Genomic DNA, 26,580 nt, shown 5'->3' on the forward strand with positions numbered 1-26,580 from the left:
AGTAGCCATATGGGTGTTGAGGTAAGCCGTCTGTCGAACGGCCTGACAGTCGCCACCGAAACCCTTCAAAGCATCGAATCGGTTGCCCTTGGAGCCTGGGTCAAGTCGGGTGCCCGCAATGAACGTGACGACGAGCATGGCATGGCCCATCTGCTCGAGCATATGGCGTTCAAGGGTACGAAAAGGCGAAGCGCCTTCGAAATAGCCTCGGAGATCGAGGACGTCGGCGGCGAGATCAACGCCGCCACCAGCGTCGAGACCACCTCCTACTATGCCAGGGTGCTCTCCGACGATGTGCCGCTGGCCGTCGACATTCTTGCCGACATCCTGCAGGAGTCCGAGTTCGACCCACAGGAACTCGAACGCGAGCAGCATGTGATCCTGCAGGAGATCGGCGCCGCGCACGACACGCCCGACGACATCGTCTTCGACCGCTTCACCGAGACGGCGTTTCGCCACCAGACCATCGGCCGCTCGATCCTTGGCACGCCGGAAACCGTCAAATCCTTCACCTCGAAGCAGTTGCACGATTTCATCGAACGGCAATATGGCGCCGAGCGGATGGTGATCGTCGCTGCCGGCGACATCAAGCACGACAATTTCGTGCGCGAGGTCGAAAAGCAACTCGGCGGCTTCCGCAGCAAGGCCGACAGCACCATCCCGCAATATGCGCAATATGTTGGCGGCGACTTCCGCGAGGATCGCGACCTGATGGATGCGCAGATCGTGCTGGGGTTCGAAGGCCGCGCCTATCATGTGCGCGACTTCTACGCCTCGCAGGTGCTGTCGATGATCCTCGGCGGCGGCATGTCGTCGCGCCTGTTCCAGGAGGTCCGCGAAAAACGCGGCCTGTGCTATTCAGTCTATGCCTTCCATTGGGGCTTTTCCGACACGGGCGTCTTCGGCGTCCATGCCGCCACCGGCCAGAGCGACATCGCCGAACTGGTGCCTGTCATCATCGACGAACTGCAGAAGGCCGGCGAGAAAATCCTGCAGGAAGAACTCGACCGTGCGCGTGCCCAGTATCGCGCCGGGCTGATCATGTCCGCCGAAAGCCCGGCCAGCCGGGCTTCGCAGATCGCACGGCAACTGCTTCTGTTTGGCCGGCCGATCGCCAAGGAGGAACTGATGGAACGGCTGGCGGCGCTGACGATCGAGCGGCTGACCGATCTGTCGTCGCGATTGTTCTCGACCAAGCCGACGCTTACCGCTGTCGGGCCTGTGGGCACACTGGCGCCATACGAAACGATCCTCGAATCGCTCGCAGGCACGCAGACCACGGCCCGCAAGCTCGCCGTCTAAGCCCCTCAAAGCGCCATGTTCGCGCTCCCTTTCTTCCGCCGTGATCTGCCGGCGCTGAAAGGCGACCGCGTCACGCTACGCGTGCCATTCACCAATGATTACCGCGAGTGGGCGGCGGTGCGCGGTGAAAGCCGCGCCTTCCTCGAACCTTGGGAGCCCCGCTGGACTCCCGACGAACTCGACCGCAACGCATGGCGGCTGCGCATCAGCCGCTACCGCGAAGACTATGCGCAAGGGACGGCCATCGCCTTCTTCATCTTCGAAAGGAGCAGCGGCAAACTGGCGGGCGGCATCACGCTCGGCAACATACGCCATGGCGTCTCGCAAAGCGGCCATGTCGGCTACTGGATCGGCGAGCGCTTTGGCGGCCGCGGCTTGATGACCGACGCGGTCAAGGTGGTGACCCGCTTCGCCTTCGATACGCTGAGGTTGCACCGGATCGAAGCGGCCTGTATTCCCGACAACGCCCGGTCGATCCGCGTGCTTGAAAAAGCCGGATTCCGGCGCGAAGGACTTCTGCGATCCTATCTCAGGATCAACGGCATCTGGCAGGACCACTACCTCTACGCCCGGATCGCGGACGATCCGCCGGGCGTTGGAACGAAGGACTGATTTTGACGAATTTCCTGCGAAACGGGCCGCTGTTCGCCTTTGTCCTCACGACAATCCTGACGCTGTGCGCGGCGACCTCGGCCTTCGCCGTCGAACCGATCAAGATTGCCCGCGACGACGTCGCGCTCGATCTTTCCGGTGCCGTCGAGATCTACCGGAACCAGGGCGAGAATTTCCAGGTGTCGACCGCTCCGGGTCCGGATGGGATCGTGCGGCGCATCGAGGTCGAGGCCAATGACGCGCGTTCGACCGGCGACTGGGCGGTGTTCGCGCTGGCCAACACCACCGACCAGCAACTCGACAGGCTGATCGTCGCACCGCATTTCCGCCTGGTGAATTCGGGCATCTTCTGGCCGGATCTCGGCTCGACCCGCATCGCCGCCATCACGCCTAGCGAAGGCTTCGCGCTCGACCGCCAGACCAGCCCCGACGCCGACGTGTTCCGGGTGACGCTGAACCCCGGCACGGTCATCACCTTCATCGCCGAGTTGGCCTCGCCGAAGCTGCCGCAGGTTTACCTGTGGGATCCGGAATCCTACAAGGACTCGGTCAATTCCTACACGCTGTTTCGCGGCATCGTCATCGGCATCGCCGGCCTGCTGGCGCTGTTCCTGACCATCCTTTTCGTGGTCAAGGGAACCTCGATGTTCCCGGCGACCGCAGCACTTGCCTGGGCGGTGCTGGCCTATATCTGCGTCGATTTCGGCTTCCTCAACAAGATCATCGAAATCTCGCCCGGCAACGAGCAGATGTGGCGGGCGGGAACGGAGGTGGCGCTGGCGGGAACCTTCGTGGTGTTCCTGTTCGCCTACCTCAACCTCAACCGATGGCACGGCCATTTCAGCTACGGTGCATTGGTCTGGATCCTCGGACTGGTGCTGATCGCCGGCGTCGCCATCGTCGACCCGGCGGTCGCCGCCGGCATCGCCAGGCTGTCCTTCGCCGCCACGGCGCTGACCGGGCTCGGCCTGATCATCTTCCTCGGCATACGCGGCTACGACCGCGCCATCATGCTGGTGCCCAGTTGGGTCATGGTGCTGTTGTGGCTGTGCGGATCGTGGATGGCGATCACCGGCATGCTCGACAACGATATCGCCCAGCCGGCCTTGGGCGGCGGGCTGATCCTGATCATCCTGTTGATCGGTTTCACCGTCATGCAGCATGCCTTTGCCGGCGGCGCGCTGCATCAGGGCCTGTTTTCCGACCTCGAACGGCAGGCACTGGCCGTGGCCGGATCGGGCGACACGGTTTGGGACTGGGACGTGCTGCGCGACCGCGTCGTCACCAAACCCGATGTCAGCATCCAGCTCGGCCTGGCGCCCAACAGCCTCGGTGGTGCCGCACGCAACTGGCTGCCGGTGCTGCATGCCGACGACCGCGACACGTTCCGCACGACGCTCGACGTGGTGCTCGAACACCGGCGCGGCCGGGTGTCACAGAACTTCCGACTGCGCGGCGCCGACGGCCATTATCACTGGTTTTCGCTGCGCGCGCGCCCGGTAATCGGATCGGACGGCGAGGTCATTCGCTGCGTCGGCACCATGGTCGACGTGACCGAGCAGAAGAAATCCGAGGAGCGGCTGCTGCACGATGCCGTGCACGACAATCTGACCGGCCTGCCGAACCGCGAATTGCTGATGAACCGGCTGGAAGCAATCATCTCGATCGCGCGTACCGAAGAGAAAGTGCGCCCGACCGTCTTCGTCATCGACATCGACCGTTTCAAGCAGGTCAATGACGGTCTCGGCATCTCGGCCGGAGATACCATCCTTTTGACCATCGCACGCCGTCTGCACCGGCTGCTCAAGCCGAAGGATTCACTGTCGCGCTTTGCCGGCGACCAGTTCGCGCTGATGCTTTTGTCCGAACAGGACCCTGCCCGCATCGCGGCCGTCGCGGACGCCATCAAGCATGCCATCAACAACCCGATCACCTTTGCCAAGCGCGAGATCGTGCTGACGGCCTCGATCGGACTGATCACCTGGAACTCGCCGCAAATGTCGGCCGAGGACATGGTCAAGGATGCCGAGTTGGCCATGCATCAGGCCAAGCGCTTCGGCGGCGATCGGATCGAGCCGTTCCGCCCGGCCTTCCGCACCGTCGGCACCGATCGGCTGCAGTTCGAATCCGACCTGCGGCGCGCCATCGAGCGGCGCGAATTCACGCTCGCCTACCAGCCGATCGTGCGGCTGGAGGATGGCAGCGTCGCCGGCTTCGAGGCCCTGCTGCGCTGGGACCATCCGCGCCGCGGCATGATCCCGCCGGCGGATTTCATCCCGGTCGCCGAGAGCTGCGGGCTGATCGTGCAGCTTGGCCTGTTCGCCATGCAGCAGGCGGCGGAAGACCTCGCCGGCTGGCAAAAACAGATCGGCGACGCGCCGCTGTCGGTCTCGGTCAACCTGTCCAGCCGCCAGCTGATCCGCCGCGACCTGGTCAGCGACGTGCGCTCGGTCATCGCGCGCGCCAATCTGAAGCCGCGCTGCTTCCGGCTCGAACTCACCGAATCGCTTGTCATGGACAATCCCGAGCAGACCGCCCATGTGCTGACCAAGCTGAAGCAGCTCGGCATCGGCCTGTCGCTGGACGATTTCGGTACCGGCTATTCGTCATTGGCCTATCTGACGCGTTTCCCCTTCGACACCATCAAGATCGACAAGAGCTTCGTCGACGACAACACGCCGAAGCGCGCGGTGCTGCTCAAATCGATGGTCAACATGGCGCATGAACTTGGCCTGTCCGTCGTCGCCGAGGGCATTTCGGACGAAAGCGATGCGCTGGAATTGCGCCAGATGGGCTGCGAATATGTTCAGAGCTTCATGTTCGGCGCGCCGATGCCGGGCGACCAGGTGCTGAAGACGCTGAAGGAGCAATATCCGCTGACGCAAGCGTGAGAAGCTTAGGCGTGTCCGGCGGCGAGGCTGAGATGGGCGAGATCGATGCCGATCGCGGCAAGAATCCGGTCGTATTTGCGCTCGATGTCGGTGTCGAACAGAAGCTCGGCATTGGCCGGGCAGGTCAGCCAGCCATTCTCGGCGATCTCGGTCTCCAACTGGCCGGCGCCCCAGCCGGAATAGCCGAGCGCCATTAGCGCGTGACGAGGGCCGCGCCCGGACGATATGGCGCGCAATATGTCGACGGTCGCAGTCAGGCAGATGTCGTCCGAAACCGTCAACGACGATTCCACCCGGTAGTCGCCCGAATGCAGGACGAAGCCCCGGCTGCGATCCACGGGGCCGCCATTGCGCACGACGAAGTCGCGCGCCTGCGCCGGCAGGCGGATCGCCTCCTGTTCGTTCATGATGCCCAGTTGCACGAGCAGGTCCGGAAACAGCATCTGCTGCGTCTGGTTGATGATCAGCCCCATGGCGCCTTCATCGGAGTGCGCACAGATATAGACTACCGAGCGCGTGAAACGGTCGTCCTTCATGCCGGGCATGGCAATCAGGAACTGATCGTCGAGAAAGCCGCGGCTGGCGGCCGTCTTCTTGTGGCGCAACAAGTCCATGAAAGGGAGCGTAACGCGTTTCCAAAGCGCCGAAAAGATGCACTGTGCGCGATTCGACCAAAGCCCATGCCGGCGGCTGGAGCATTTCTCCCCTCAAGGTCACGCAAATATGATACCGGCAAGGTCATGAGATCATTGCGCGGCCACGAACGGACGATCAAATCACCGCCATGCAAAGCTTGAAAATCCTGCTGCTCGGCGCCGCCATCGGCTCGGCAACCGCTCTTCCCGCCGCCGCCTCCTCATCGGCATGGTACAACAGCGAAGGCGGTAAGGTCCGGCTGGTGACATCAGGCCAACCCGACGACGCCGGCCGCATCCAGGGCGTTCTCGACATAGCGCTCAAGCCCGGCTGGAAAACCTACTGGCGCGACCCGGGAGACGCGGGCGTGCCGCCCCAGCTCGACATTTCCGCCAGCACCAACATCGCCGACGCCGCTCTGTCGTTTCCTGCTCCCCAGCGCCACGACGACGGCTATGGCAAATGGGCAGGCTACAACTATCCGGTTTCGCTGCCCGTGACATTCACGCTGGCGACGCCGAACCAGCCGGCGGTGATCGATGCCGACATCTTTCTCGGTATTTGCGAAACGATCTGCATCCCGGTGCAGACGCGGCTGACCGTTGATCCTGCCTCCGACCCGGACAACGCCGAGGACGCGGCGCTGGTGAAGGCAAGTTTTTCGGCATTGCCGGCGCCCGCAGGGGCCGATTTCGGCATCAAAGTCCTGCCGGGCGACCACGAAACGCTGATTGTCGAGGCGAGTCTTCCCGGCGATCCGGAGGCGGCGGATTTCTTCGTTGCCGGCGAGCGGGATTATATGTTCGGCACCCCAGCGCGCAGCGAAAAGGACGGCAAGCTGATTTTCACCGTGCCGATCCTCAATCGCCCGTCGACGACGCCGACGGACGGCGGGCTTCACTACACGCTGACGAGTTCGGCGGGCGCGGTCGAAGGGCTTCTGCCTTTCCCTTGATCCAGCCTGCCCGAACGGTTGCAGGAAGCCATTGAGTTCGCTACGCAAAGACACACCCTTCCCGATTTTCCCAAGCGAGGAATTCATGACCATTTCCGTTGGCGACAAGCTGCCTGACGTGACCTTCAAGACAATGACCGCCGATGGCGCCAAGCCGATCACCGGGGCCGAGATCTTCTCCGGCAAGAAGGTGGTGCTGTTTGGGGTTCCCGGCGCCTTCACGCCGACCTGCAGTAACAACCATTTGCCCGGCTATCTCGAGAACCATGACGCCATCCTGGCGCGCGGTGTCGACACCATCGCCGTCGTTTCGGTGAACGATGCGCACGTCATGGGCGCCTGGGCGCGCTTCACCGGCGGTGAGGGCAAGATCCTGTTCCTCGCCGACGGCAATGGAGATTTCGCCAAGGCGACCGGCCTCGACTACATCAGCAACGATATGGGGCTGCGCTCGAGGCGCTTCTCAATGGTCATCGACGATGGCAAGGTCACCGCGCTCAATGTCGAGACCAAGCCCGGTGTCGACGAGTCCGGCGCGGCTCATATTCTGGGACAGCTCTGAACTTCAGCGAGGCGTCGGGCGTGGACCGCAACCACGATCGCGCCTGTAGTCCAGGGTTTGCCTCTGGGGAGACCTTAGCGATGTTTGACATCTTCTGGCGCGCTATCGCGATTGGCATCGGCGCCACCGTGGCGATGGACCTGTGGGCCATCTTCCTCCACAAGGCATTCGGCCAGCCACGGCCGAACTGGGGGCCGGTCGGTCGCTGGGTCTGGCATCTCCGCGACAAAGTCTTCCACGACGATATCGGCAATGCAGTCCCCTACGCGCATGAAAAGGCGCTGGGCTGGGCCTTCCACTATTTTGTCGGCATGGTCTACGGCATCATCCTGGTGGTGCTGGCCGGAGCGGGCTGGCTTGCAGCGCCGACCTTCCTGCCAGCCTTTATCCTCGGCATCGTCACCGTCGGCGCCGGCTGGTTCCTGCTGGCGCCCGGCCTGGGCGCCGGCTGGGCGGCCTCGAAGCGGCCCAATCCGATGCAAATCCGTGCCCTCAATTTGGTATCGCACACGGTGTTCGCGCTCGGGCTGTATGGCACGGCGTTGTTGATCCGTTAGAGCAGTTCACCGTTTCACGGAAACGGTAAAACTGCCGTCCGGCTCCCGGAATCAATAGCTCTGGGTCGAACGCCGCACCTTTGCGACGGCCGGCTGTGTTGCCTGCGCGGCTGGCTTTGGCGCTGCCGCAGGCTTGAACGGGCCTTTCTTGAACGGTGCCATGCCCTCGCGCGCGAGTTCGTCGGCGCGCTCGTTTTCAGTATGGCCGGCATGGCCCCTGACCCAGTTCCAGGTGACCTTGTGGCGCCTGTTGGCCTCGTCGAGCGCCTGCCAGAGTTCACCGTTCTTCACAGGCTTCTTGTCGGCGGTCTTCCAGCCGTTCCTCTTCCAGCCGTGGATCCACTTGGAAATGCCGTCCATGACATATTTGCTGTCGGTGTGAAGCTCGACCGAGCAAGGTTCCTTCAGCGCGTTCAGCGCCGAGATGGCGGCGAGAAGTTCCATGCGGTTGTTGGTCGTCTCGGCCTCGCCGCCGGAAAGCTCCTTGGTGGTGCCGTTGAAGCGCAGGATCGCGCCCCAGCCGCCGGGGCCGGGATTGCCCGAACAGGCGCCGTCGGTGAAAATCTCAACCTGTTTGCTCATGACACCCCATATTCGGCCAATCCATATTCCGAAGGAGATCTGATGGCCCGGTGAAAACGCATCCTGCGGATATACTCGGTCGGATCGCGTTTCATCACCAGCCCGCCATTCGGAACAGTCAGCCAGTCGTACAGCCGGGTCAGCATGAAACGTAGCGCCGAACCGCGCGCCAGTATCGGCAGCGCCGCCCTCTCCTGGTCGCTTAGGGGACGCACGCTCTGATAGCCGGCAAGCAACGCCTTGCCCTTGGTGAGGTTGAAGGAAAAATCCTTCTCGAAGCACCAGGCATTGAGGCAGGTGGCGACATCGTAGGCATAAAGGTCGTCGCAGGCGAAATAGAAATCGATCAGGCCGGACAGCTTTTCGCCGAGGAAGAAGACGTTGTCCGGGAAAAGATCGGCATGGATGATGCCTTGCGGCAGGTCTTTCGGCCAGTTCCGCTCGAAATCGGCGAAGTCGGCATCGACCTCGGCCGCTAGGCCCGGCTCGACCTCGTCGGCGCGATCGCGCGCCGCGTTCCAGAGCTTGCGCCAGCCGTCTATGGCCAGCGCATTCGGACGCGTCATCGAAAAATCGGCACCAGCTAGATGCAATTGCGCCAGCGCCTTGCCGACCTCGGCGCAATGCGTTGCTGTCGGCCGCCGCAGCGAAAGCCCTTCGAGGAAGGTGATGATGACCGCCGGCCGGCCCGCGAGCGTGCCGATGACGCTGCCGTCATCCGCGGTCACCGGCAGCGGGCAGGACACGCCCTTGTTGGCGAGATGGCTCATCAGCCCGAGGAAAAACGGCAGATCCGCCTTCTCGACGCGCTTTTCATAAAGCGTCAGGATGTAGGAGCCACTAGAGGTGTGCAGCAGGAAGTTCGAGTTCTCGGTGCCTTCGGCGATGCCCTTGTAGGACAGGAGCTCGCCGACCGGATAGTGCTTCAGGAACGCGCCAAGTTCGCCTTCCGCAACGTCGGTGTAGACCGCCATGTGCCTTACGCGGCTCCATTGACGAAGGCCATGTCGGCCCGCGTCAGTTCGACATCGCGCAGTACCCGCATGACCGGAAAATCCTCCGTTTCCGTGGCCGTGATGGCCAGATCGATCGTGACATCGAAGCGTTGCCGGAACGCATCGATGATCTCGTCGACGATGATTTCGGGCGCCGACGCGCCGGCCGACAGGCCAAGCGTCGAAATGTTGGCGATGTCATTCCACGGAATCTCGGCGGCGCGCTGCACGAGAAGCGACATCGAGGCGCCGGCACGTTCCGCCACTTCGACAAGCCGCCGCGAATTGGAGGAATTGGGCGCGCCGACGATCAAATAGAGATCGGCGCCAGCCGCGGTCTCCTTGACCGCCTCCTGGCGATTGGTGGTGGCGTAGCAGATCGATTCCGCCGCCGGCGCTTGCAGGGCCGGAAAGCGATCCTGCAAGGCGCGGATGATGCCGGCGGTGTCCTCGACCGACAGCGTGGTCTGGGTAACGAAACCGAGCGCCCGCGGGTCGGCGGGCGCGAGCTTTGCCGCATCGGCTTCTGTCTCGATCAGCGTCACCGCGCCGTCCGGGAGTTGCCCCATGGTGCCGATCACCTCGGGATGTCCGGCATGACCGATCAAGAGCACATGCCTGCCAAGCCGCTGATGGCGCATTGCCTGCTTGTGGACCTTCGACACCAGCGGGCAGGTGGCATCGAGATAGAAAAGGTTGCGCGCCTGGGCATCCGCCGGCACCGACTTCGGCACGCCATGCGCCGAGAACACGACTGGCGACTGCCGGTGTTCGGCCGGGATCTCGGAGAGCTCCTCGATGAAGACGGCGCCAAGGCTTTGCAGTCCCTCGACGACGTAACGGTTGTGCACGATCTCGTGACGGACATAGACCGGCGCGCCATATTTCTTCAGCGCCAGCACGACGATCTGGATGGCACGGTCGACACCGGCGCAAAAACCGCGCGGCTGGCAAAGCCGGATCGTCAGGGGTGGTTTGGTCGTTGCTTGAAGCATGAATCCAGGCCGGTTGATCAGAGCCGAAATGAGGTGCCTACCCCCGCCCTGTCAAGGGCATCGGTAGAGAGAGGGGGCGTCGGGCGCGTTCATTCCTCTTTCGCGGGACGGCGAAGCCGCAGGATGAGCACGGCGGCGAGTGCCGCGGCAAGGCCATACCAGGTCATCGCATATTGCAGATGGCTGTTCGGCAGATCGATGATGGTGACGCCGCCAACCGGCAATCCGCCTGGATTTGGCGTCTTGTCGGCATCGATGAAGATCGGCACCAGCGCGGCGCCCGCCGGCAGCCCGGCGCTCGCCGCCATCGCGTCGCGGTCCTTCCAGTAGAAGATGTTCTTCGCCACATCATTGTCGGGAAGCATCATCGACGGCTTTGCCGGCAGCGGATTGCGGGCAAGGCCCATGATCGTCACCCTGCCCGTCACCTGTCCCTTGGCGCGCTTGGCGGCATCCTTCAGCTCGTACGGTACGAAACCGCGATTGACCAGGACGAAGCGGCCATCGTCGAGGCCAAGCGGCGTATAGACGTTGAAGCCGGCTTCGCCTTCCCAGGTCGCGTAGAAATGCCGTTCGCCTTGATGCAGGAACGTGCCGGTGACGGTGACCGGCGTGTAGTCGACGTCGCCGGTGGCGGCGAATTCTTTCTCGATTTCGGCTAGCGGCCGTGGCGCTGAATGGGTGCGCTGGTCGATGGTCTGGAGAAGACCTTCCTTCCAGTACAGGCGCTGGACCTGCCAAGTGCCGAGCGCCAGCAGGATCAGGAACAGCGCCAGACCAAGGCCGAACAGCAATGCCGTCCGTGGCCGCGAGCGGCCACCGGCTTTGATGGACGCCTCGCTCATTCGCCGCGATCCAGCCGCCCCTCGGCCGCCTTGTTGCGGTATTGCAGGGTGAGCAGAACGCCCTTGATCAACCGCAGCGCCGTCAGGCACAACACGACAGCCAGCGGGATCCAGACCAGCAGATGCAGCCACAGCGGCGGGCTCAGCGTGACTTCAACCCAGAGCGCCAGACCAACAATGAGGAAGCCGATGATCAGGATGACGAAAACCGCCGGTCCATCGCCGGCATCGGCGTAGGAATAGTCGAGGCCGCAATTGACGCAGCGCTTGCCGACGGTGAGGAAACCGGAAAACAGCCGCCCCTCGCCGCAGCGCGGGCAGCGGCCGTGCAGGCCGGCCGAAATCGGGTCGACCGGCGGCCAGATCGCCCTATCTTCACCCATTGAAGCGTCGTCGTCGCTCATTGCTTACCGCTCGATCTCGATCGGTGTGCCATCGGCCACCATTGCCCAGATTTCGTCCATGTCGGAGTCCGTAACCGCAATGCAGCCGTCGGTCCAGTCGACCAATTGAAGCAGCTCGGCAACATCGTGAGCATGAATGCGCAGATGGCAGGGAAGTGTCGGCCGCATCGTCCATCGATCGGCGATCATTGCGCCGGAAAGAAGAAGGCGGCCACGTCGCCGCGGCCGCCCCTCCCCAAATCGAAATCCTAAAAGCTAGATCAGTGGGCTTCGACCACCGCGCCGACCGATCCCCACACGTAGATCGATGCAAACAGGAACAGCCAGACCACGTCGACGAAGTGCCAGTACCAGGCGGCCGCCTCGAAGCCGAAATGCTGCTTTGGGGTGAAATCACCCTTCATCGCCCGGATCAGGCAGACAGCCAGGAAGATGGTGCCGATGATGACATGGAAACCGTGGAAGCCAGTCGCCATGAAGAAGGTGGCGCCATAGATGGAATCCTTGAAGGCGAACGGAGCGTGCATGTACTCATAAGCCTGCACCATGGTGAACAGCATGCCGAGGCCGACGGTCAGCACCAGCCCGTTGATCAGTCCCTTGCGGTCGCCATGGATGAGCGAGTGGTGCGCCCAGGTTACCGTGGTGCCTGACAGGAGCAGGATGACGGTGTTGTAGAGCGGCAAATGGAAGGGATCGAGAACCTCCATGCCCTTCGGCGGCCAGACGCCGCCGGTAAACGCGGTGCGGGCGTATTGCTGGGCTTCGCCGGCGAAAAGGCTGGCGTCAAAATAGGCCCAGAACCAGGCAACGAAGAACATCACCTCCGAGGCGATGAACATGATCATGCCGTAGCGCAGATGGAGCGACACGACGCGCGTGTGATGGCCCTCGTGCGCTTCCTTGATCGTGTCCGACCACCAGGCGAACATGGTGTAGAGGACGATCACGATGCCGATGAAGAACAGCCACGGATTGGCGATGTTGAGGCCGAAAATCGGGAAGCTGCCGCCCTTCAGATATTGCATCAGACAGACGCCGCCAAAGGCGGTGACGAGCGCTCCTACCGATCCCAGGAAAGGCCACGGGCTCGGGTCGACGAGATGATAGTCATGCTGTGGTTTTGCGTGCGCGTCTGCCATATCAACCCCCGAGATTTGCTTCGGTATTCGAAATTGTTTTGCTCTTGCCTTGAACCGGCTCCGACGACGCTACCGGCTTGTTCTTCTCGACCGGGAACATCGTATAGGACAGAGTGATCGTCTTTACGTCCTTCAGTTCCGGCACGTTGACGATGTCAGGATCCACGTAGAACAGGACCGGCATGTCCAGGGTCTCGCCGGGCTTCAGCGTCGTGTCGGTGAAACAGAAGCACTCGACCTTGTTGAAATAGGGCCCTGCCAGTTCCGGTTGCACATTGAAGGTGGCGCGGCCGGTCACGGGGCGATCGAACTTGTTGGTCGCCTTGTAGTGCGCTTGCACCGTCTCGCCGATCTTCATCGTCATCGAGCGCTGGACCGGCTGGAAGTCCCACGGCACGCCGGCGATGTTGGCATCGAAGCGAACGGTGATCTCACGGTCGAGCACACGGCCGGCATACTGCTTCTCGGCACGTTGCGTCGTGCCGCCATAGCCTGTCGCCTGGCAGAACATCTTGTAGAGCGGCACCGCGGCATAGGCCATGCCGATCATGCCGGTGAAGAAGGCAAGGCAGACGGCTGCGACGACGACGTTGCCGCTCTTCCCGGCAGGCCTTTTAGACGTCTCGACGCTCATCACATCGTGCCTGACAGATTGTGGCCGAACTTCACGATCGTCGCGATATAGAAAATGACGACCAGCACAGCCAACGCCACGCCGATGGCGACCGAACGGTTGCGTCTGGCCTTCCTCTGCCGCTCGGTCAGCGTGACCAGTTCGAGCTTTTCTTCGATCATGGTCATGCTCCGCTCATGGCAAGCGCGCGCTCGACGACGCTGTCGGCCAGATAGGCAGCGAAGATGGCGAAGAGATATAGCAGCGAATAGGCGAACAGAGCCTTGGCCGGTTTCATGACTCGGTCGTCATCGGCCATGCCAAGCACTTTCCAGGCATACCAGACAAAGCCGACCCCGAGCAGCGCGGCGGCCACGCCATAGACCGGCGTGGTGTAGCCAAGCAGCCAGGGCAGCACACCGACGGGGGCCAGAACCAACGCGTAAGCGAAGATCTGGCGACGGGTCGAAGCGTGTCCGGCGACGTTCGGCATCATCGGGATACCGGCCTTGGCGTAGTCCTCGGACTTGAACAGCGCCAGAGCCCAGAAGTGCGGCGGCGTCCACAGGAAAATGATCAGGAACAAGACAATGCTTTCAAGACTGACCGTCCCGGTCGCCGCGGCCCAGCCGATCACCGGCGGAATGGCGCCCGCGGCACCGCCGATGACGATGTTCTGCGGCGTCCAGCGCTTCAGCCACATCGTGTAGACGACGGCATAGAAGAAAATGGTGAAGGCCAGCAGCGTTGCCGCCAGCCAGTTGACCAGCACGCCGAGCGTCATCACCGACAGCACCGACAGCACCAGACCGAAGCTCAGCGCCTCGTGCGGCTGGATGCGACCGGACGGCACCGGACGGCTGGCGGTCCTGGTCATCACCGCGTCGATGTCGGCGTCGTACCACATGTTGAGCGCGCCCGAGGCGCCAGCACCAATGGCAATAGCCAGGATGGCGATCACGGCCAGCAGCGGATTGATGGTCACGGGTGCCGCGACCATGCCGACAAAGGCGGTGAACACCACCAGCGACATGACACGCGGCTTCAGCAGGGCGAAGAAATCGCCCGCTGTTGCTTCCGACATGCGAAAGCCCGCTTCGTCAATCAATGGGTCGTCGACAAGGGCCATGCGTACTTAAGTCCATTATTCCGTTGGCCAAAACCGCCGGCGTACCGGCGGTTTCGTATTCGAGCGGGCAGCCGCCTTACTTGATCTTCGGCAGTTGTTCCCACTGGTGGAAAGGCGGCGGCGAAGGCAGCTGCCATTCGAGAGTCGTTGCACCCTCGCCCCACGGGTTGGCACCGGCGATCCGCTTCTTCTGGAAAGCCTCGAACACGCAATAGAGGAAGATCAGGACGCCGACGGCCGAGATATAGGAGCCGATGGACGACACGTAGTTCCAGCCGGCAAACGCGTCCGGATAGTCGATCGTGCGGCGCGGCATGCCGGCGAGGCCGAGGAAATGCTGCGGGAAGAAGATCAGGTTGACGCCGACGAAAGTGACCCAGAAGTGGGTGTTGGCGATGACCGGCGAGTACATGTAGCCGGTCATCTTCGGGAACCAGTAGTACCAGCCGGCGAAGATGGCGAACACCGCGCCCAGCGACAGCACATAGTGGAAGTGGGCAATGACGAAATAGGTATCATGCAGCGAGCGGTCGAGACCGGCATTGGCCAGCTGGACGCCGGTAACGCCACCGATGGTGAACAGGAAGATGAAGCCCAGCGCCCACAGCATCGGCGTCTTGAACGAAATCGACCCACCCCACATCGTCGCGATCCAGGAGAAGATCTTCACGCCCGTCGGCACCGCGATGACCATGGTGGCGAAGACGAAATAACGCTGCGTGTCGAGCGACAGGCCGGTCGTGTACATGTGGTGGGCCCAGACGATGAAGCCGACGGCGCCGATCGCGACCATGGCGTAGGCCATGCCGAGATAACCGAACACCGGCTTCTTCGAAAAAGTCGATATGACGTGGCTGATGATGCCGAAGCCCGGCAGGATCAGGATGTAGACTTCCGGGTGACCGAAGAACCAGAAAAGGTGCTGGAACAGGATCGGATCGCCGCCGCCATCGGGAGCAAAGAAGGTCGTGCCGAAATTGCGGTCGGTGAGCAGCATGGTGATGCCGCCGGCCAGAACCGGCAACGAGAGCAGCAGCAGGAAGGCGGTGATCAGCACCGACCAGGCAAACAGCGGCATCTTGTGCAGCGTCATGCCAGGCGCGCGCATGTTGAAGATGGTGGTGATGAAATTGATGGCGCCAAGGATCGACGACGCACCGGCGATGTGGATCGACAGGATCGCCAGATCCATCGCCGGTCCGGGCTGGCCCGAGGTCGAAAGCGGCGGATAAAGCGTCCAGCCGCCGCCGACGCCAAAGGCTCCCGGCGCGCTCGGCACGAACATCGAGGTGAGCAGCAGGATGAAGGCCGGCGGCAGCAGCCAGAAGGAGATGTTGTTCATGCGCGGGAACGCCATGTCGGGCGCGCCGATCATGATCGGAACCATCCAGTTGGCAAAACCGCCGATCAGCGCCGGCATGACCATGAAGAAGATCATGATCAGCGCGTGCGCGGTGGCGAAGGCATTGTACATGCTCTTGCCGCCGTCGATCGCGGCGTCACCGTTCATGCCGTAGACCATCTGCGCCAGACCGCTGAAGATCTGGATGCCGGGCTCCTGCAGCTCCATGCGGATGGCGACCGACAGGGCACCGCCGATGATGCCGGCCATGATCGCGAAGATCAGGTAGAGCGTGCCGATGTCCTTGTGGTTGGTCGAATAGACCCAGCGCACCCAGCCGTGATAAGGCTTGTGGTCGTGCCCGTCGTGAGCTGCAGCGTCTGCCATGTTCCGCTCCGTTCCCTGATCTTTTCTGGCCGCGGCATCAGTTGCCGGCGGCCGCTACCTTGTTCTGGCCGTCGACCTCGGCCATCAGCGTCTTGTTGGCGCCGGGCAGATCGGTCTTGGCCGCCGTCAGCCAGGCCTTGAACTGCGCATCGGAGACGACACGGATGGCGATCGGCATGAAGGCATGGTCCTTGCCGCAGAGCTGCGAGCACTGGCCGTAGTAGAGGCCTTCCTTCTCCGCCTTGAACCAGGTCTCGTTGGTGCGGCCCGGAATGGCGTCGATCTTGATGCCGAACGACGGCATGGCAAAGGAGTGGATGACGTCGGTCGCGGTGACAAGCACGCGGGTCATGGTGTTGACCGGCACCACCATCTCGTTGTCGACGGCCAGCAGGCGCGGATATTCCTTGCGGTCCTCTTTGCCGGCGGCGGTGCGGTCGGTGTCCTGGAGGATCGCGGAGTTGAAGGAGAGCGTGTTCTCGGTCTGGTACTCGTAGTCCCAGTTCCACTGGTTGCCGGTCGCCTTGACGGTCAGCTTTGCTTCTTCCGGCGGCGTGTACTGCGCGGTCAGCAGCTGGAACGAGGGAATGGCGAGGCAGAGCAGAACGACGACCGGGCCGACAGTCCAGATCACCTCGATCAGCGTGTTATGGCTGGTCTTGGACGGGACCGGGTTCGCACTGGCGCGGAATCTCACGATGCAATAGGCGAGGAGAAGCAGCACCAGGATGGTGATCGGGACGATGAACCACATCGTGTAATTTCCGAACCATTCGATCTGCCGCATCATGTCCGTCGCCGGCGCCTGGAAGGTTGTCTCCCAGTTCTTTGGCTGGTCGGCATGGGCGGAAGTGCCGGCGAAAAACGTGATAGCGGCACAAGCACTTAGAAGCTTGGCACTTGCTGGAAACTTGGCGTTTGCCAGGAAATTTCTCATCGCCCTCATCGTCTCCCAGTTCCTCGCAGCTGTACCCACGAGAATAACGAACAACGCCGGGACGGGAATCCCGACTGTCTCAAGTTGGTTCAAACCATACTCTTTTTCCCTCCGCAAGAAAGGAGCGGGCAAAACCGTGCGGCATTTTTGCGCGCAAGCCCGGATGCGCCTTTGAAGGCAGCGGCGGCGGCCCCGAATCGCCTATGTTGGGCCAACGGTTGCATTCCTGCGGGCCGCTCGTACCGGGCGTCGCAATTCGGGCGAATTTGGCAGGGAAAAGCGCCGGATTGGCCTTTTCAGGGCAGACCGGTTGCGGTCTCATCCTTTACTTGGCTTTGGCGCGGCTTAAAGTGCCGTGATTCGCAATGGAGCCGTCATGAACTCTTGGCTTTCGAGAACCTTGGCGAAGGTCATCTTTCTCGCCGCCTTGTCCACGACGGGCCTGCCCGGCACGGCCACTGCCGCGCAGCCGAGCGGCACCGTCCGCTCGACGCACGGTGCATGGTCGATCATTTGCGACACGCCAGCTGGCGCCACGTCGGAACAATGCGTGATGATGCAGAACGTCGTCGCCGAGGATCGTCCGGAGATGGGGCTGTCGGTCGTCGTGCTGCGCACCGCCGACAACAAGGCGGAGATCCTGCGCGTGCTGGCGCCGCTCGGCGTGCTTTTGCCCAACGGGCTCGGCCTCAATGTCGACGGCAAGGATATCGGCCGCGCCTATTTCGTGCGCTGCTTCCAGGACGGCTGCTATGCCGAGGTCATTCTCGAAAAGCCGCTGCTCGACACGCTGAAGACCGGCACGTCGGCCACCTTCATCGTTTTCCAGACCCCGGAAGAAGGCATCGGCATCCCCGTCGATCTCAAGGGCTTCGCCGACGGTTTCGCCGCCCTGCCCTGACAGCTTAGCACTCGCTGGAAACCCAGCTCTGCAACTGGGATTCAATGGCTAGCGACATCAAGGACTTCATCAACCAGGAGTGACGTCGAGAAGCTGTCGGCGGAACGCATTTGTCTTCGCAATGCGACGGGACGATTGTCTCGACGCGCCTTCGCGCCTACATCGTGGCAAAGACCCATTCCTCCTGTGAACGGACGCGCCATGAACAGCCTGATCGGCCAATTCGACATTTCAGACGATCGCATCAAGCAGATCGTCGCCGAGACCATCAATGGTACCGACGACGGCGAACTGTTTCTCGAATACAGCGAAAGCGAAGCGCTGATGTTCGACAATGGCCGGCTGAAGACCGCCAACTTCAACACCGACCAGGGGTTTGGCCTGCGTGCCGTCGCCGGCGAAGCCAGCGGTTACGCGCATTCCAGCGATCTTTCCGAGGCCTCGCTGCTGCGCGCGGCCGACGCCGTTTCAACCGTCAAGGGCGGTTATTCCGGCACGCTGGCCGCCGCACCTGCCCGCACCAACCGCCATCTCTATGGCGACGAGAACCCGATCCCCTCGCCTTCCTTCGAGGCCAAGGCAAAGCTTTTGCAGGAAATCGACGCCTGGCTGCGCGCCGAGGATCCGCGCGTGCGCCAGGTTTCGGCCTCGCTCGCCGCCTCCTGGCAGCATGTCGAGATCGTGCGCGCCGACGGCCATGTGGTGCGCGATATCAGGCCGCTGGTCCGCATCAACGTCTCTGTCGTGGTCGGCAATGGCGACCGCCAGGAGAGCGGCTCCTACGGCATGGGCGGTCGCAAGGCCTTTGGCGAATTCCTGGTCGAGGACAGCTGGAAGCACGCCGCCAAGGAGGCGCTCAGGCAAGCCCTGGTCAATCTCGAGGCGATACCAGCGCCGGCCGGCACCTTCGACATCGTGTTGTCCAGCGGCTGGCCGGGCGTCATGCTGCACGAGGCTGTCGGTCATGGGCTGGAAGGCGATTTCAACCGCAAGAAGACCTCGGCCTTCGCCGGCCTGCTGGGCCAGCAGGTCGCCGCCAAGGGAGTGACCGTCGTTGACGACGGCACCATGCCCGAGCGGCGCGGTTCGCTGACGGTCGATGACGAAGGCACGCCTTCGGCCCGCAACGTGCTGATCGAGGACGGCAAGCTGGTCGGCTATATGCAGGATCGCCAAAACGCCCGGCTGATGGGCATGAAGGCAACCGGCAACGGCCGGCGCGAAGGCTATGCCCACCAGCCGATGCCACGCATGACCAACACCTATATGACGGCGGGCGACATGGAGCCGGACGAAATCATCGCCTCGGTCAAGAACGGCATCTATGCCGTGTCCTTCGGCGGTGGCCAGGTCGACATCACGTCGGGCAAATTCGTCTTTGGCTGTACCGAGGCCTACATGATCGAGAACGGCAAGGTGACGCAGCCGATCAAGGGCGCCATGCTGATCGGCAACGGTCCGGATGCCATGCATCGCGTTTCGATGATCGGCAACGACATGAAGCTCGACACCGGCATCGGCATGTGCGGCAAGGCCGGACAGGGCGTGCCGGTCGGCGTCGGCCAGCCACATCTGCGCATGAATCAGATGACGGTCGGCGGCACCAGGGTCTGATGCGATGGCCACTGGAGAAAAGTCCGTTGCCTCCAATTCAACCGACGATCAGGTCACACGGCCTGCTCCGGTCTTTCCCCCAACGCGACCGGAGGATGTGTTCGGGTCGCTGCCCAACAGAGGCAAGTCGAAAACACTGAGAGAAATGGAAACGGGCGTGCTCGCGGAAGCACGGCGTCGCCAAACCAGCGAATGATCTACCGTCGCCGTTTCGGCTTCTCCAGCAGCGCCACCGCCTCGACATGTGGCGACCACAGAAACTGGTCGATCGGGGTGACGCTTTTCAAGGTGTAACCGCCGTCGATGAGGATGCGCAAATCCCGCGCGAGCGTCACCGGATTGCAGGACACCGCGGCAACGTAGGGAACATCCGAACGGGCGATCTGCTTCGACTGGTCCTCGGCGCCCGCCCGTGGGGGGTCGAACACCAAGCCGTCGAAGGCATTCAATTCCTTGAATGTCAGCGGTCGGCGGAACAGGTCGCGGCGTTCGCCCGTCACCCGCTTCAGCCCGGTCGCGAAGCGCGATCCCCGGTCGAGTGCCGAAAGGGACGCCGCATCACCTTCCACCGCATGGACTTCCGATTTGGTCGCTAGCCGCAAGGCAAAGCTGCCGCAACCGGCGAAAAGATCCGCTACCTTCTTGGCATGCTTCAGATGTCCGCCGACGATATCGGCCATCGCCTGTTCGGCGGCCTCGGTCGCCTGCAGGAAGGCGCCCGGTGGAATGGCGACGGCCACGCCGCCGAACATAACCACCGGCTTTTTGGGTTCGATGACGATCTCGTCGTCGATCGAAAGCCGGGCAAATCCCCGGGCCATGACGAAGTTGGAGGCGACCCGACGTTGGTTCTCGCCCAGTTTGCCTGACTCATAGACCGCGACATCGAGCCCCGAACCTGTCACGGTGACCGCCATGCGGAACGATTTGGTGGTGGCGCAGACCAATTCAGCGAGTGCCTTCAAGCGATCGAGCGCGGCGACGATCTTCGGCAGCGAGATCGGGCATTCCTCGATGGAGATGATCTCCGGCGACAGATGCCGATAGAAGCCGAGCAGCATGCCCGTGTCGGTGCGCCGGGCGGCAAGCACGACACGGCGGCGCGTGTGCGGCGCGCAGGCGACCAGTTCGCCGATCTCGCAATCGATGCCTTTGCCCTTCAGCGCGTGCACCACCTTTTCGCGTTTCCACTGACGATAGGCTTCGGCTTCGAAATGCTGGAGGGCGCAGCCGCCGCATTCGGTGAAATGGCGGCAGGCGGGATCGATGCGCAGCGGCGAGGCTTCCAGCACCGCCATCAGCATGGCGCGATCCCTTTCGCGCGCGGCGGTGACCGTTTCGCCGGGCAGTGTGAAGGGGATGAACAGATCGCCTGTCTCGGTCTCGGCGATGCCGTCGCCCTGGGCGCCAAGTTTCCTGATGCTGAAGCGCGCGCTCATCGATCCTTGATCCCACCGAGCAGGAATTCGCGATTGCCGTCGCCGCCCTCGATCGGCGACAAATGCAGCCCGAGCGCGCGCCAGCCGGGAACGGCGTCCAGCCAATCCTGCAGCAGGCCGGCGACACGGGAGGCGTTGTAGGGATCTTTCAACAGACCACCCTTGCCGATCGCTTCGCGACCAGCCTCGAATTGCGGCTTGACCAGAAACATGGCCTTGGCGCCAGCTTTCGCAAGGCCAAGCGCCGGCGGCATCGCCAGTTTCAACGATATGAAGCTGACGTCGGAAACGATGAAATCCGGAATACGGCCGCCAAGATCGGCGACGGTGAGATCGCGTGCGTTCAGACCTTCGATCACCGTCACACGCGGATCTCCCCCGACATCAGGGTGCACCTGACCATGCCCGACATCGATGGCGGTGACGTGGGCAGCGCCGCGCTCCAGCAGAACCTGGGTGAAGCCGCCCGTCGAGGCGCCGATGTCGAGCGCCTCACAGCCGGCGGGATCGAGGCCGAAATGGTCGAGCCCGCCGATCAGCTTGAGCGCCGCGCGCGACACATAGCCTTGCGCCGGATCATCGATGGCGATGAGACATTGCGGCGAAACGCTCTGACCGGGCTTGCGGGCAAGGACGCCGTCGACAGTCACCGTGCCGCGTTCGACCGCGTCGCGGGCGCGCGAGCGGCTGGCAAACAGCCCGCGCTGAACGAGCAAGTCGTCGAGCCGCTGGCGTGCGCTGGCTGGCAGAGGTGAAGTCATCGGCCTTCATGGCGAAAGCGGACGACGATGGCAAGGGCACTAGCCCGGCATCGACGGGAAGCATTTCGTCTCCCATCCCTACCACCATGCCAAGCATTGGGCTTGAGACGACGGCGAGTATTTCTGTCACGCCCACCATCCTTTGAAAACTACACGCGGTGGCGCGCGTGGCTGCCGAAGCACCAGGCGTCGCCGTTTTGCGGACCACTGTCCCGAGTTCCAGAAATCTCATGGATCGTTAACCTATTTTTGTCGCATTTGCTTGAGGACTTAAATGTTATGACTGCGACAGCCCGCAAAACGGAATGAAGAGGCGGCAATCTTGGGAATGGCCAGCGAAATCGTCTACAAGGTGCTTGACCGGATTTCCGGTGCTGGCCTGCTGGCGACCGGACTTCTGTTGCTGACCGCTTTGCTCAGCGCTCTCGTCGCCTATTGGCGCACGGTCGAGAAAAAGAGCTGGAAAGAATTCTTCGAGTTCGCGGTCCCGCACGAGGTGATCACTCATCCCTCGGCTAGGGCTGACCTTTTGTTCTGGGTGACGAGGAAGGCCCTGATGCCATTCCTCATGCTGCCTGCCGGCATCGTCTTCGTCAGCGCCGTCGGCTATGCGACGAACTGGCTGCTCTCGACGCTCCTGGCGATCCAGCCGCCCCTTGTGGAAGGCCCGGCAGGGCCAGTGACGGTGACCATCTTCACCATCACCATGCTGCTCGCCTACGACATTTCGTACTATCTCTATCACGTCGCCCAGCACCGCTATCCGGTGCTCTGGGAACTGCACAAGGTGCACCATTCGGCCGAGGTGATGGTCGGCATCACCAAGGATCGCGTCCACCCGCTCGACGAATTGATGAACCGGGCCTGGGACGGCGTCATTCCCGGCATCTGCTTCGGCATCTGGTCGCTGGTCGCGTTGAACCTCGTCGAACTGACGATCTTCGGCGTCAACGTCTACATCATACGCAACATCCTGATGATGGATTTCGTCAGGCACACGCATTTCAAGATTTCGTTTGGGCCGTTGAACAACCTGATCTTGTGCCCGCACTGGCATCAGTTGCACCACAGCACGGACCCGCGCCATTACGACAAGAACTTCGGGCTGCTCTTCTCGTTCTGGGACCGGCTGTTCGGAACTCTATGCGTCCCCAGACCGGACGAGGATTTCAAGTTCGGGTTGATCGAACGCAACGCGCGCGACTATCAGTCGCTCGCAGGCCTCTATATCCTGCCGCTGAAACGGATGTGGCGGCAGATCGCCAGACACTTCCGCACCGACAAGCCCGAGCCACGGCAATTGCCGCAAAGGGGCGAGCCTTGAACGGGCCTGTCGTGTGCCGGCTGCCGCGAACGCACCGGATCGAGGTCGCGACCTCGGCCGCGCGCCTGGCGGAAATAGCGCCGGCCTGGACGGCGCTCTGGCAACGCGCCGGCGGCCTCGTTTTCCAGCATCCGGACTGGATCTCGGCCTGGTGGCGCACGACGCCGCATCAGGACCGGCGCGGCCTCAGGATCGGGTTGGTCTGGAGCGACGAGCGGCTTGTGGCCGTCATTCCACTCGCGACCTTCAAGCGCTCCGGCATCCGCATCCTGGAATGGGCGGCGAAGGATCACTGCGACTATGGCGATGTCTTGCTCGCCCCCGACTGCGATCCGCAGATCCTGCCGCAGCTCTGGCAACGCATTGTCGACGATGGCGGCTTCGACGTCGTCTATCTGAATCGTTTGTTGCCGGATGCCCGGTTCCAAGCCCTGCTCGATCCCGCCGTCCCAGGCCGCGGCACGATCCTGCAGCCAAACCATCGCAGCGAGATCAGCTATCGTGTCGTTGGCACCTGGCAAGACGGCGCGCAATGGTTCGAAAGCCAATCGAAAAAAACCCGGCAAAACTATCGCCGTGGCCACAAATTCATGGAGGAAGGCGGCGCGCTGCGCTTCCGGCTGATGGATGCGCACGAAGACCGCGAGCCGGTGCTCGAGCGCGTCGCGGCGCTGAAGCGGCTATGGTTGGCAAAGCACGGCCGCGCGTCGGACCTCTTCGACGAAGGCTCCACCGCTCTGGCGGCGCTGGTCTCCGTCCTGGCCGGGCTCGGATTGCTGCGCATCTTCGTGCTCGAACGCGACGATGCGATCATCGCCATCTCGATCAATTTCGAGCAGCATGGAACGATGATGGCTTTCGTCACGACCTATGACCCGGCCTTCGAGCGGGCCTCGCCGGGCATGGTCTTGATGATGGACTATATCCAGTGGTCGCTAGACCAAGGCTTGACCACGGTCGACTTTCTCTGCGGCGGCGAGGATTTCAAGCGCCGCTTTTCGACGCATTCGGTGACCTTGTCGTCGGTGATGGGTGGGCGAAGCCTGCGCGGGCGCCTCGCTGCCTTGGCCGACCGGGCCCACCACGCCACGAAATCATGGCGCTCGGAGAAACCGTCGAAACGAGCGGAACTGGCGGAGGAGTAACGCCGGCATGGCGGCTGGGACAATGAAAAGGCATCGGCCGGAAACCGATGCCGATCATACCTTGCTAAGCGGCTCCCAGGCTTACTGGTCTCATTGGAACTTAGAATTAGAATATGGTTCGGGAAACCTGCCGTTCCACGGCGGGCGACAGACCGTCATCCGGCTTGCCCGTGGCTTCCTCGAGTGGGCGTTCGGTCACGGCCGCCGGCGCTACGCCCGGCACGACCACAAGCTGCGGCACCTGCTTGTAGGAAAAGCCGCCGCGAATATCGCCCATCTTGCCGGCGACAATGCCCATGGCCGCCTTTTCGAGGCTGCGATCATAGCGCGTCTCGGCGGCGGCCGGCGCGACGATGACGGCGCAAAGCGCTACGCCGCACAGAAGCGTTTTCATTTGTCGTCTCCCTGCCTGATCAACGATCTAGCAGGGCGTCGTTGAAAAACGGCCAAGAGACACGGTAAGCGAAAAGCCAAATTGCAGCGTAAACAATGGGTTAAGGTCGCGGTCCGGCTAACTTATTCGTTGAGGCTTTGATTCAGGCGCGCTGAGCGCGAACTGTATGACCGAGCGCGACGAACACGGTGCGCACGATGCCGGCCGCGTCTAGCCCGGCATCGGCGTACATCTTTTCCGGCTTGGCGTGGTCGGTGAACGCGTCGGGCAGCACCAGCGGACGCACCTTCAGGCCGCTTTCCAGCAGACCTTCATGGGCGAGGAACTGCAGCACGTGGCTGGCGAAGCCGCCGACGGCGCCCTCCTCCACCGTCACCAGAACCTCATGCGAGCGGGCCAGCCGCCGGATCAGATCCTCATCGAGCGGCTTGGCGAAACGGGCATCGGCGACCGTGGTGGAAAGTCCGGCGGCACCTAATTCCTCGGCGGCGATCAGACAATCCTGCAGCCGCGTGCCGAAGGACAGCAGCGCCACCTTGGTGCCCTCCCTGACGATGCGGCCCTTGCCGATTTCGAGAACCGAGCCACGCTCCGGCATGTCGACGCCGATGCCGTTGCCGCGCGGATACCGGAAGGCGATCGGGCCCTCATCATAGCTCGCCGCGGTCCGTACCATGTGGCGCAGTTCCGCCTCGTCGGCCGCCGCCATGACGACGAAAGCCGGCAAGGTCGCCAGGAAAGTGGTGTCGAAGGCGCCGCAATGGGTCGCGCCATCGGCGCCGACGAATCCGGCGCGGTCGATGGGAAAGCGCACCGGCAATTTCTGGATGGCGACGTCGTGGACGACCTGGTCGTAGGCACGCTGCAGGAAGGTCGAATAGATCGCCGCGAACGGCTTGTAGCCTTCGGTGGCAAGGCCGGCGGCGAAAGTCACCGCGTGCTGTTCGGCGATGCCGACATCGAATGTCCGCGACGGAAACGCTTCGCCGAACAGGTCGAGGCCGGTGCCGCTCGGCATGGCGGCGGTGACGGCGACGATGCGGTCATCCTCGCGGCCTTCCTGAACCAGGCTTTCTGCGAACACCTTGGTGTAGGCAGGCGCGTTGGCCGGCGCCTTGGCCTGCGCGCCGGTGATGACATCGAACTTGTTGACGCCGTGATATTTGTCGGCGGCGGCTTCCGCCGGTGCGTAGCCCTTGCCCTTCTGGGTGACGACATGGATCAGCACCGGGCCTTCGCCATTGTCGCGGACATTTTTCAGGACCGGGATCAGATGCTCCAGATTGTGACCGTCGATCGGGCCGATGTGATAGAAACCGAGCTCCTCGAACAGCGTGCCGCCGGTGACGTAACCGCGCGCATGCTCGACCGCCCTTGTGATCGCGCGGTCGGCGCGCTTGCCGAGGTAGGACGTCAGTTTCTTGCCGAAGTCGCGCAGGCCGATATAGGCCTTGCCCGAGGCCAGACGCGCCAGATAGGCACTCATCGCGCCGGTCGGCGGCGCAATCGACATGTCGTTGTCGTTGAGGATGACGATGAGCCGCGCGTCGAGCGCGCCGGCATTGTTCATCGCCTCATAGGCCATGCCGGCAGACATCGCACCGTCGCCGATGACGGCGATGACATTGTTGCGGCCGCCGGAGAGATCGCGGGCGGCGGCCATGCCGAGGCCAGCCGAAATCGATGTCGAGGAGTGGGCGGCGCCGAAGGGATCGTACTCGCTCTCGGCGCGGCGGGTGAAGCCCGACAGACCGCCTTCCTGGCGCAACGTGCGGATGCGGTCACGGCGACCGGTCAGGATCTTGTGGGGATAGGCCTGGTGGCCGACATCCCAGATCAGCCGGTCATCGGGGGTGTTGAAGACATAGTGCAGCGCCACCGTCAGCTCGACCACGCCAAGGCCGGCGCCAAGATGACCGCCGGTGTGGGAGACGGCGTCGATCAGCTCGGCGCGAAGCTCGGCTGCCAATTGCGGCAGCTCGCTTTCGGCAAGCGTGCGCAGGTCGGCAGGGATGCGGACCTTGTCGAGAAGCGGCGTATGCGGCGTTGCGTTCACGGGTGCCCAGGCTTTCTGTTCATTGGCGAAATAGGCCGCCGGCCGGAGAATGTAAATGCA

At 62.8% G+C, this 26,580-nt stretch carries 27 protein-coding genes; 10 read left to right on the forward strand and 17 right to left on the reverse strand.

Features of this window, described 5'->3' with window-relative positions:
* The first annotated feature begins 9 nt into the window (after positions 1 to 9).
* From NKH02_RS07300 to NKH02_RS07310, 3 genes are read left to right on the forward strand one after another with little or no spacing between them, the layout of a single operon-like run.
* The gene (locus NKH02_RS07300) at positions 10 to 1,302 is read left to right on the forward strand and encodes a M16 family metallopeptidase (protein WP_352868840.1); all 1,293 of its coding nucleotides are present in this window, start codon (positions 10 to 12) and stop codon (positions 1,300 to 1,302) included.
* 15 nt (positions 1,303 to 1,317) lie between these two features.
* Positions 1,318 to 1,914 carry a GNAT family N-acetyltransferase gene (locus NKH02_RS07305; protein ID WP_352626599.1) on the forward strand — a complete coding sequence of 199 codons (597 nt, stop codon included), beginning with the start codon at positions 1,318 to 1,320 and terminating at the stop codon, positions 1,912 to 1,914.
* A gap of 2 nt (positions 1,915 to 1,916) precedes the next feature.
* Positions 1,917 to 4,805, forward strand: a complete 2,889-nt coding sequence (locus NKH02_RS07310) for an EAL domain-containing protein (RefSeq protein ID WP_352877544.1) — start codon at positions 1,917 to 1,919, stop codon at positions 4,803 to 4,805.
* A gap of 5 nt (positions 4,806 to 4,810) precedes the next feature.
* Here NKH02_RS07310 and NKH02_RS07315 read toward each other — a convergent pair whose 3' ends face one another.
* Complete coding sequence (locus NKH02_RS07315) at positions 4,811 to 5,419, reverse strand: YqgE/AlgH family protein (RefSeq protein WP_352868845.1); 609 nt, start codon at positions 5,417 to 5,419, stop codon at positions 4,811 to 4,813.
* A 170-nt stretch (positions 5,420 to 5,589) separates the two neighbouring features.
* Here NKH02_RS07315 and NKH02_RS07320 point away from each other — a divergent pair, with 170 nt between their 5' ends.
* The 3 genes from NKH02_RS07320 (at position 5,590) to NKH02_RS07330 (ending at position 7,515) form a co-directional block, all read left to right on the forward strand.
* Positions 5,590 to 6,396: a protein-disulfide reductase DsbD domain-containing protein gene (locus tag NKH02_RS07320; protein WP_352877546.1), complete on the forward strand. Its 807-nt coding sequence runs from the start codon at positions 5,590 to 5,592 to the stop codon at positions 6,394 to 6,396.
* A gap of 85 nt (positions 6,397 to 6,481) precedes the next feature.
* Positions 6,482 to 6,958 carry a peroxiredoxin gene (locus NKH02_RS07325; RefSeq protein ID WP_352877549.1) on the forward strand — a complete coding sequence of 159 codons (477 nt, stop codon included), beginning with the start codon at positions 6,482 to 6,484 and terminating at the stop codon, positions 6,956 to 6,958.
* Between the two features lie 80 nt (positions 6,959 to 7,038).
* Entirely contained in the window at positions 7,039 to 7,515 is a 477-nt protein-coding gene (locus NKH02_RS07330) for a DUF2938 domain-containing protein (protein WP_352877552.1), read from the forward strand.
* Between the two features lie 51 nt (positions 7,516 to 7,566).
* Here NKH02_RS07330 and rnhA read toward each other — a convergent pair whose 3' ends face one another.
* The 12 genes from rnhA to coxB all read right to left on the reverse strand — a co-directional run bounded on the left by rnhA (position 7,567) and on the right by coxB (position 16,886).
* Positions 7,567 to 8,097: a ribonuclease HI gene (gene rnhA / locus NKH02_RS07335; protein WP_352877554.1), complete on the reverse strand. Its 531-nt coding sequence runs from the start codon at positions 8,095 to 8,097 to the stop codon at positions 7,567 to 7,569.
* Positions 8,094 to 9,071: a homoserine kinase gene (locus tag NKH02_RS07340; protein WP_352877558.1), complete on the reverse strand. Its 978-nt coding sequence runs from the start codon at positions 9,069 to 9,071 to the stop codon at positions 8,094 to 8,096. Before NKH02_RS07340 ends, rnhA begins: the two co-directional genes overlap by 4 nt.
* A gap of 5 nt (positions 9,072 to 9,076) precedes the next feature.
* Complete coding sequence (gene ispH / locus NKH02_RS07345; protein WP_352870327.1) at positions 9,077 to 10,087, reverse strand: 4-hydroxy-3-methylbut-2-enyl diphosphate reductase; 1,011 nt, start codon at positions 10,085 to 10,087, stop codon at positions 9,077 to 9,079.
* An 89-nt stretch (positions 10,088 to 10,176) separates the two neighbouring features.
* Positions 10,177 to 10,932, reverse strand: coding sequence for an SURF1 family protein (locus NKH02_RS07350; protein ID WP_352877561.1), 756 nt, complete (start codon positions 10,930 to 10,932; stop codon positions 10,177 to 10,179).
* Positions 10,929 to 11,315: a DUF983 domain-containing protein gene (locus tag NKH02_RS07355; protein ID WP_352870403.1), complete on the reverse strand. Its 387-nt coding sequence runs from the start codon at positions 11,313 to 11,315 to the stop codon at positions 10,929 to 10,931. The genes NKH02_RS07350 and NKH02_RS07355 overlap by 4 nt, the downstream gene beginning before the upstream one ends.
* Positions 11,316 to 11,339: 24 nt before the next feature.
* A complete protein-coding gene (locus NKH02_RS07360) occupies positions 11,340 to 11,504 on the reverse strand; it encodes a L,D-transpeptidase family protein (protein ID WP_352877564.1) in 165 nt (54 codons plus the stop codon).
* Positions 11,505 to 11,596: 92 nt separating this feature from the next.
* A complete protein-coding gene (locus NKH02_RS07365) occupies positions 11,597 to 12,478 on the reverse strand; it encodes a cytochrome c oxidase subunit 3 (protein WP_352877567.1) in 882 nt (293 codons plus the stop codon).
* A 1-nt stretch (position 12,479) separates the two neighbouring features.
* Positions 12,480 to 13,112 (reverse strand): cytochrome c oxidase assembly protein, encoded by a 633-nt coding sequence (locus tag NKH02_RS07370; RefSeq protein ID WP_352877568.1) that lies wholly within the window; start codon positions 13,110 to 13,112, stop codon positions 12,480 to 12,482.
* Complete coding sequence (locus NKH02_RS07375; protein WP_023759130.1) at positions 13,112 to 13,279, reverse strand: cytochrome c oxidase system small membrane protein; 168 nt, start codon at positions 13,277 to 13,279, stop codon at positions 13,112 to 13,114. The genes NKH02_RS07370 and NKH02_RS07375 overlap by 1 nt, the downstream gene beginning before the upstream one ends.
* Positions 13,276 to 14,220 (reverse strand): heme o synthase, encoded by a 945-nt coding sequence (locus NKH02_RS07380; RefSeq protein ID WP_352870331.1) that lies wholly within the window; start codon positions 14,218 to 14,220, stop codon positions 13,276 to 13,278. Before NKH02_RS07380 ends, NKH02_RS07375 begins: the two co-directional genes overlap by 4 nt.
* Before the next feature lie 76 nt (positions 14,221 to 14,296).
* Complete coding sequence (gene ctaD, locus NKH02_RS07385) at positions 14,297 to 15,949, reverse strand: cytochrome c oxidase subunit I (RefSeq protein ID WP_023759128.1); 1,653 nt, start codon at positions 15,947 to 15,949, stop codon at positions 14,297 to 14,299.
* A 37-nt stretch (positions 15,950 to 15,986) separates the two neighbouring features.
* On the reverse strand, positions 15,987 to 16,886 hold the full coding sequence (gene coxB / locus NKH02_RS07390; protein WP_502913788.1) for a cytochrome c oxidase subunit II: 900 nt from the start codon (positions 16,884 to 16,886) through the stop codon (positions 15,987 to 15,989).
* A gap of 376 nt (positions 16,887 to 17,262) precedes the next feature.
* On the opposite strand from coxB, the gene NKH02_RS07395 reads away from it, so the two are divergent.
* Both NKH02_RS07395 and tldD read left to right on the forward strand, forming a co-directional pair.
* Positions 17,263 to 17,787 (forward strand): invasion associated locus B family protein, encoded by a 525-nt coding sequence (locus tag NKH02_RS07395; RefSeq protein ID WP_352870332.1) that lies wholly within the window; start codon positions 17,263 to 17,265, stop codon positions 17,785 to 17,787.
* Positions 17,788 to 17,988: 201 nt separating this feature from the next.
* The gene (tldD, locus tag NKH02_RS07400; RefSeq protein WP_352877572.1) at positions 17,989 to 19,401 is read left to right on the forward strand and encodes a metalloprotease TldD; all 1,413 of its coding nucleotides are present in this window, start codon (positions 17,989 to 17,991) and stop codon (positions 19,399 to 19,401) included.
* 197 nt (positions 19,402 to 19,598) lie between these two features.
* Here the strand turns inward: tldD and NKH02_RS07405 are convergent, their stop codons facing one another.
* Positions 19,599 to 20,840, reverse strand: coding sequence for a class I SAM-dependent RNA methyltransferase (locus tag NKH02_RS07405; RefSeq protein ID WP_352877575.1), 1,242 nt, complete (start codon positions 20,838 to 20,840; stop codon positions 19,599 to 19,601).
* Complete coding sequence (locus NKH02_RS07410) at positions 20,837 to 21,601, reverse strand: TlyA family RNA methyltransferase (protein WP_352870335.1); 765 nt, start codon at positions 21,599 to 21,601, stop codon at positions 20,837 to 20,839. Before NKH02_RS07410 ends, NKH02_RS07405 begins: the two co-directional genes overlap by 4 nt.
* Positions 21,602 to 21,929: 328 nt before the next feature.
* Between NKH02_RS07410 and NKH02_RS07415 the strand changes: the two genes are divergently transcribed.
* Both NKH02_RS07415 and NKH02_RS07420 read left to right on the forward strand, forming a co-directional pair.
* A complete protein-coding gene (locus NKH02_RS07415) occupies positions 21,930 to 22,925 on the forward strand; it encodes a sterol desaturase family protein (protein ID WP_352877577.1) in 996 nt (331 codons plus the stop codon).
* Positions 22,922 to 24,070: a GNAT family N-acetyltransferase gene (locus NKH02_RS07420; protein ID WP_352877580.1), complete on the forward strand. Its 1,149-nt coding sequence runs from the start codon at positions 22,922 to 22,924 to the stop codon at positions 24,068 to 24,070. Before NKH02_RS07415 ends, NKH02_RS07420 begins: the two co-directional genes overlap by 4 nt.
* Before the next feature lie 106 nt (positions 24,071 to 24,176).
* Here NKH02_RS07420 and NKH02_RS07425 read toward each other — a convergent pair whose 3' ends face one another.
* On the reverse strand, positions 24,177 to 24,464 hold the full coding sequence (locus tag NKH02_RS07425) for a hypothetical protein (RefSeq protein WP_352870338.1): 288 nt from the start codon (positions 24,462 to 24,464) through the stop codon (positions 24,177 to 24,179).
* A 142-nt stretch (positions 24,465 to 24,606) separates the two neighbouring features.
* The gene (gene dxs, locus NKH02_RS07430) at positions 24,607 to 26,520 is read right to left on the reverse strand and encodes a 1-deoxy-D-xylulose-5-phosphate synthase (protein WP_352877582.1); all 1,914 of its coding nucleotides are present in this window, start codon (positions 26,518 to 26,520) and stop codon (positions 24,607 to 24,609) included.
* Positions 26,521 to 26,580: the final 60 nt, after the last annotated feature.

Source organism: Mesorhizobium sp. M1396, assembly GCF_040317725.1.
GTDB lineage: Bacteria > Pseudomonadota > Alphaproteobacteria > Rhizobiales > Rhizobiaceae > Mesorhizobium.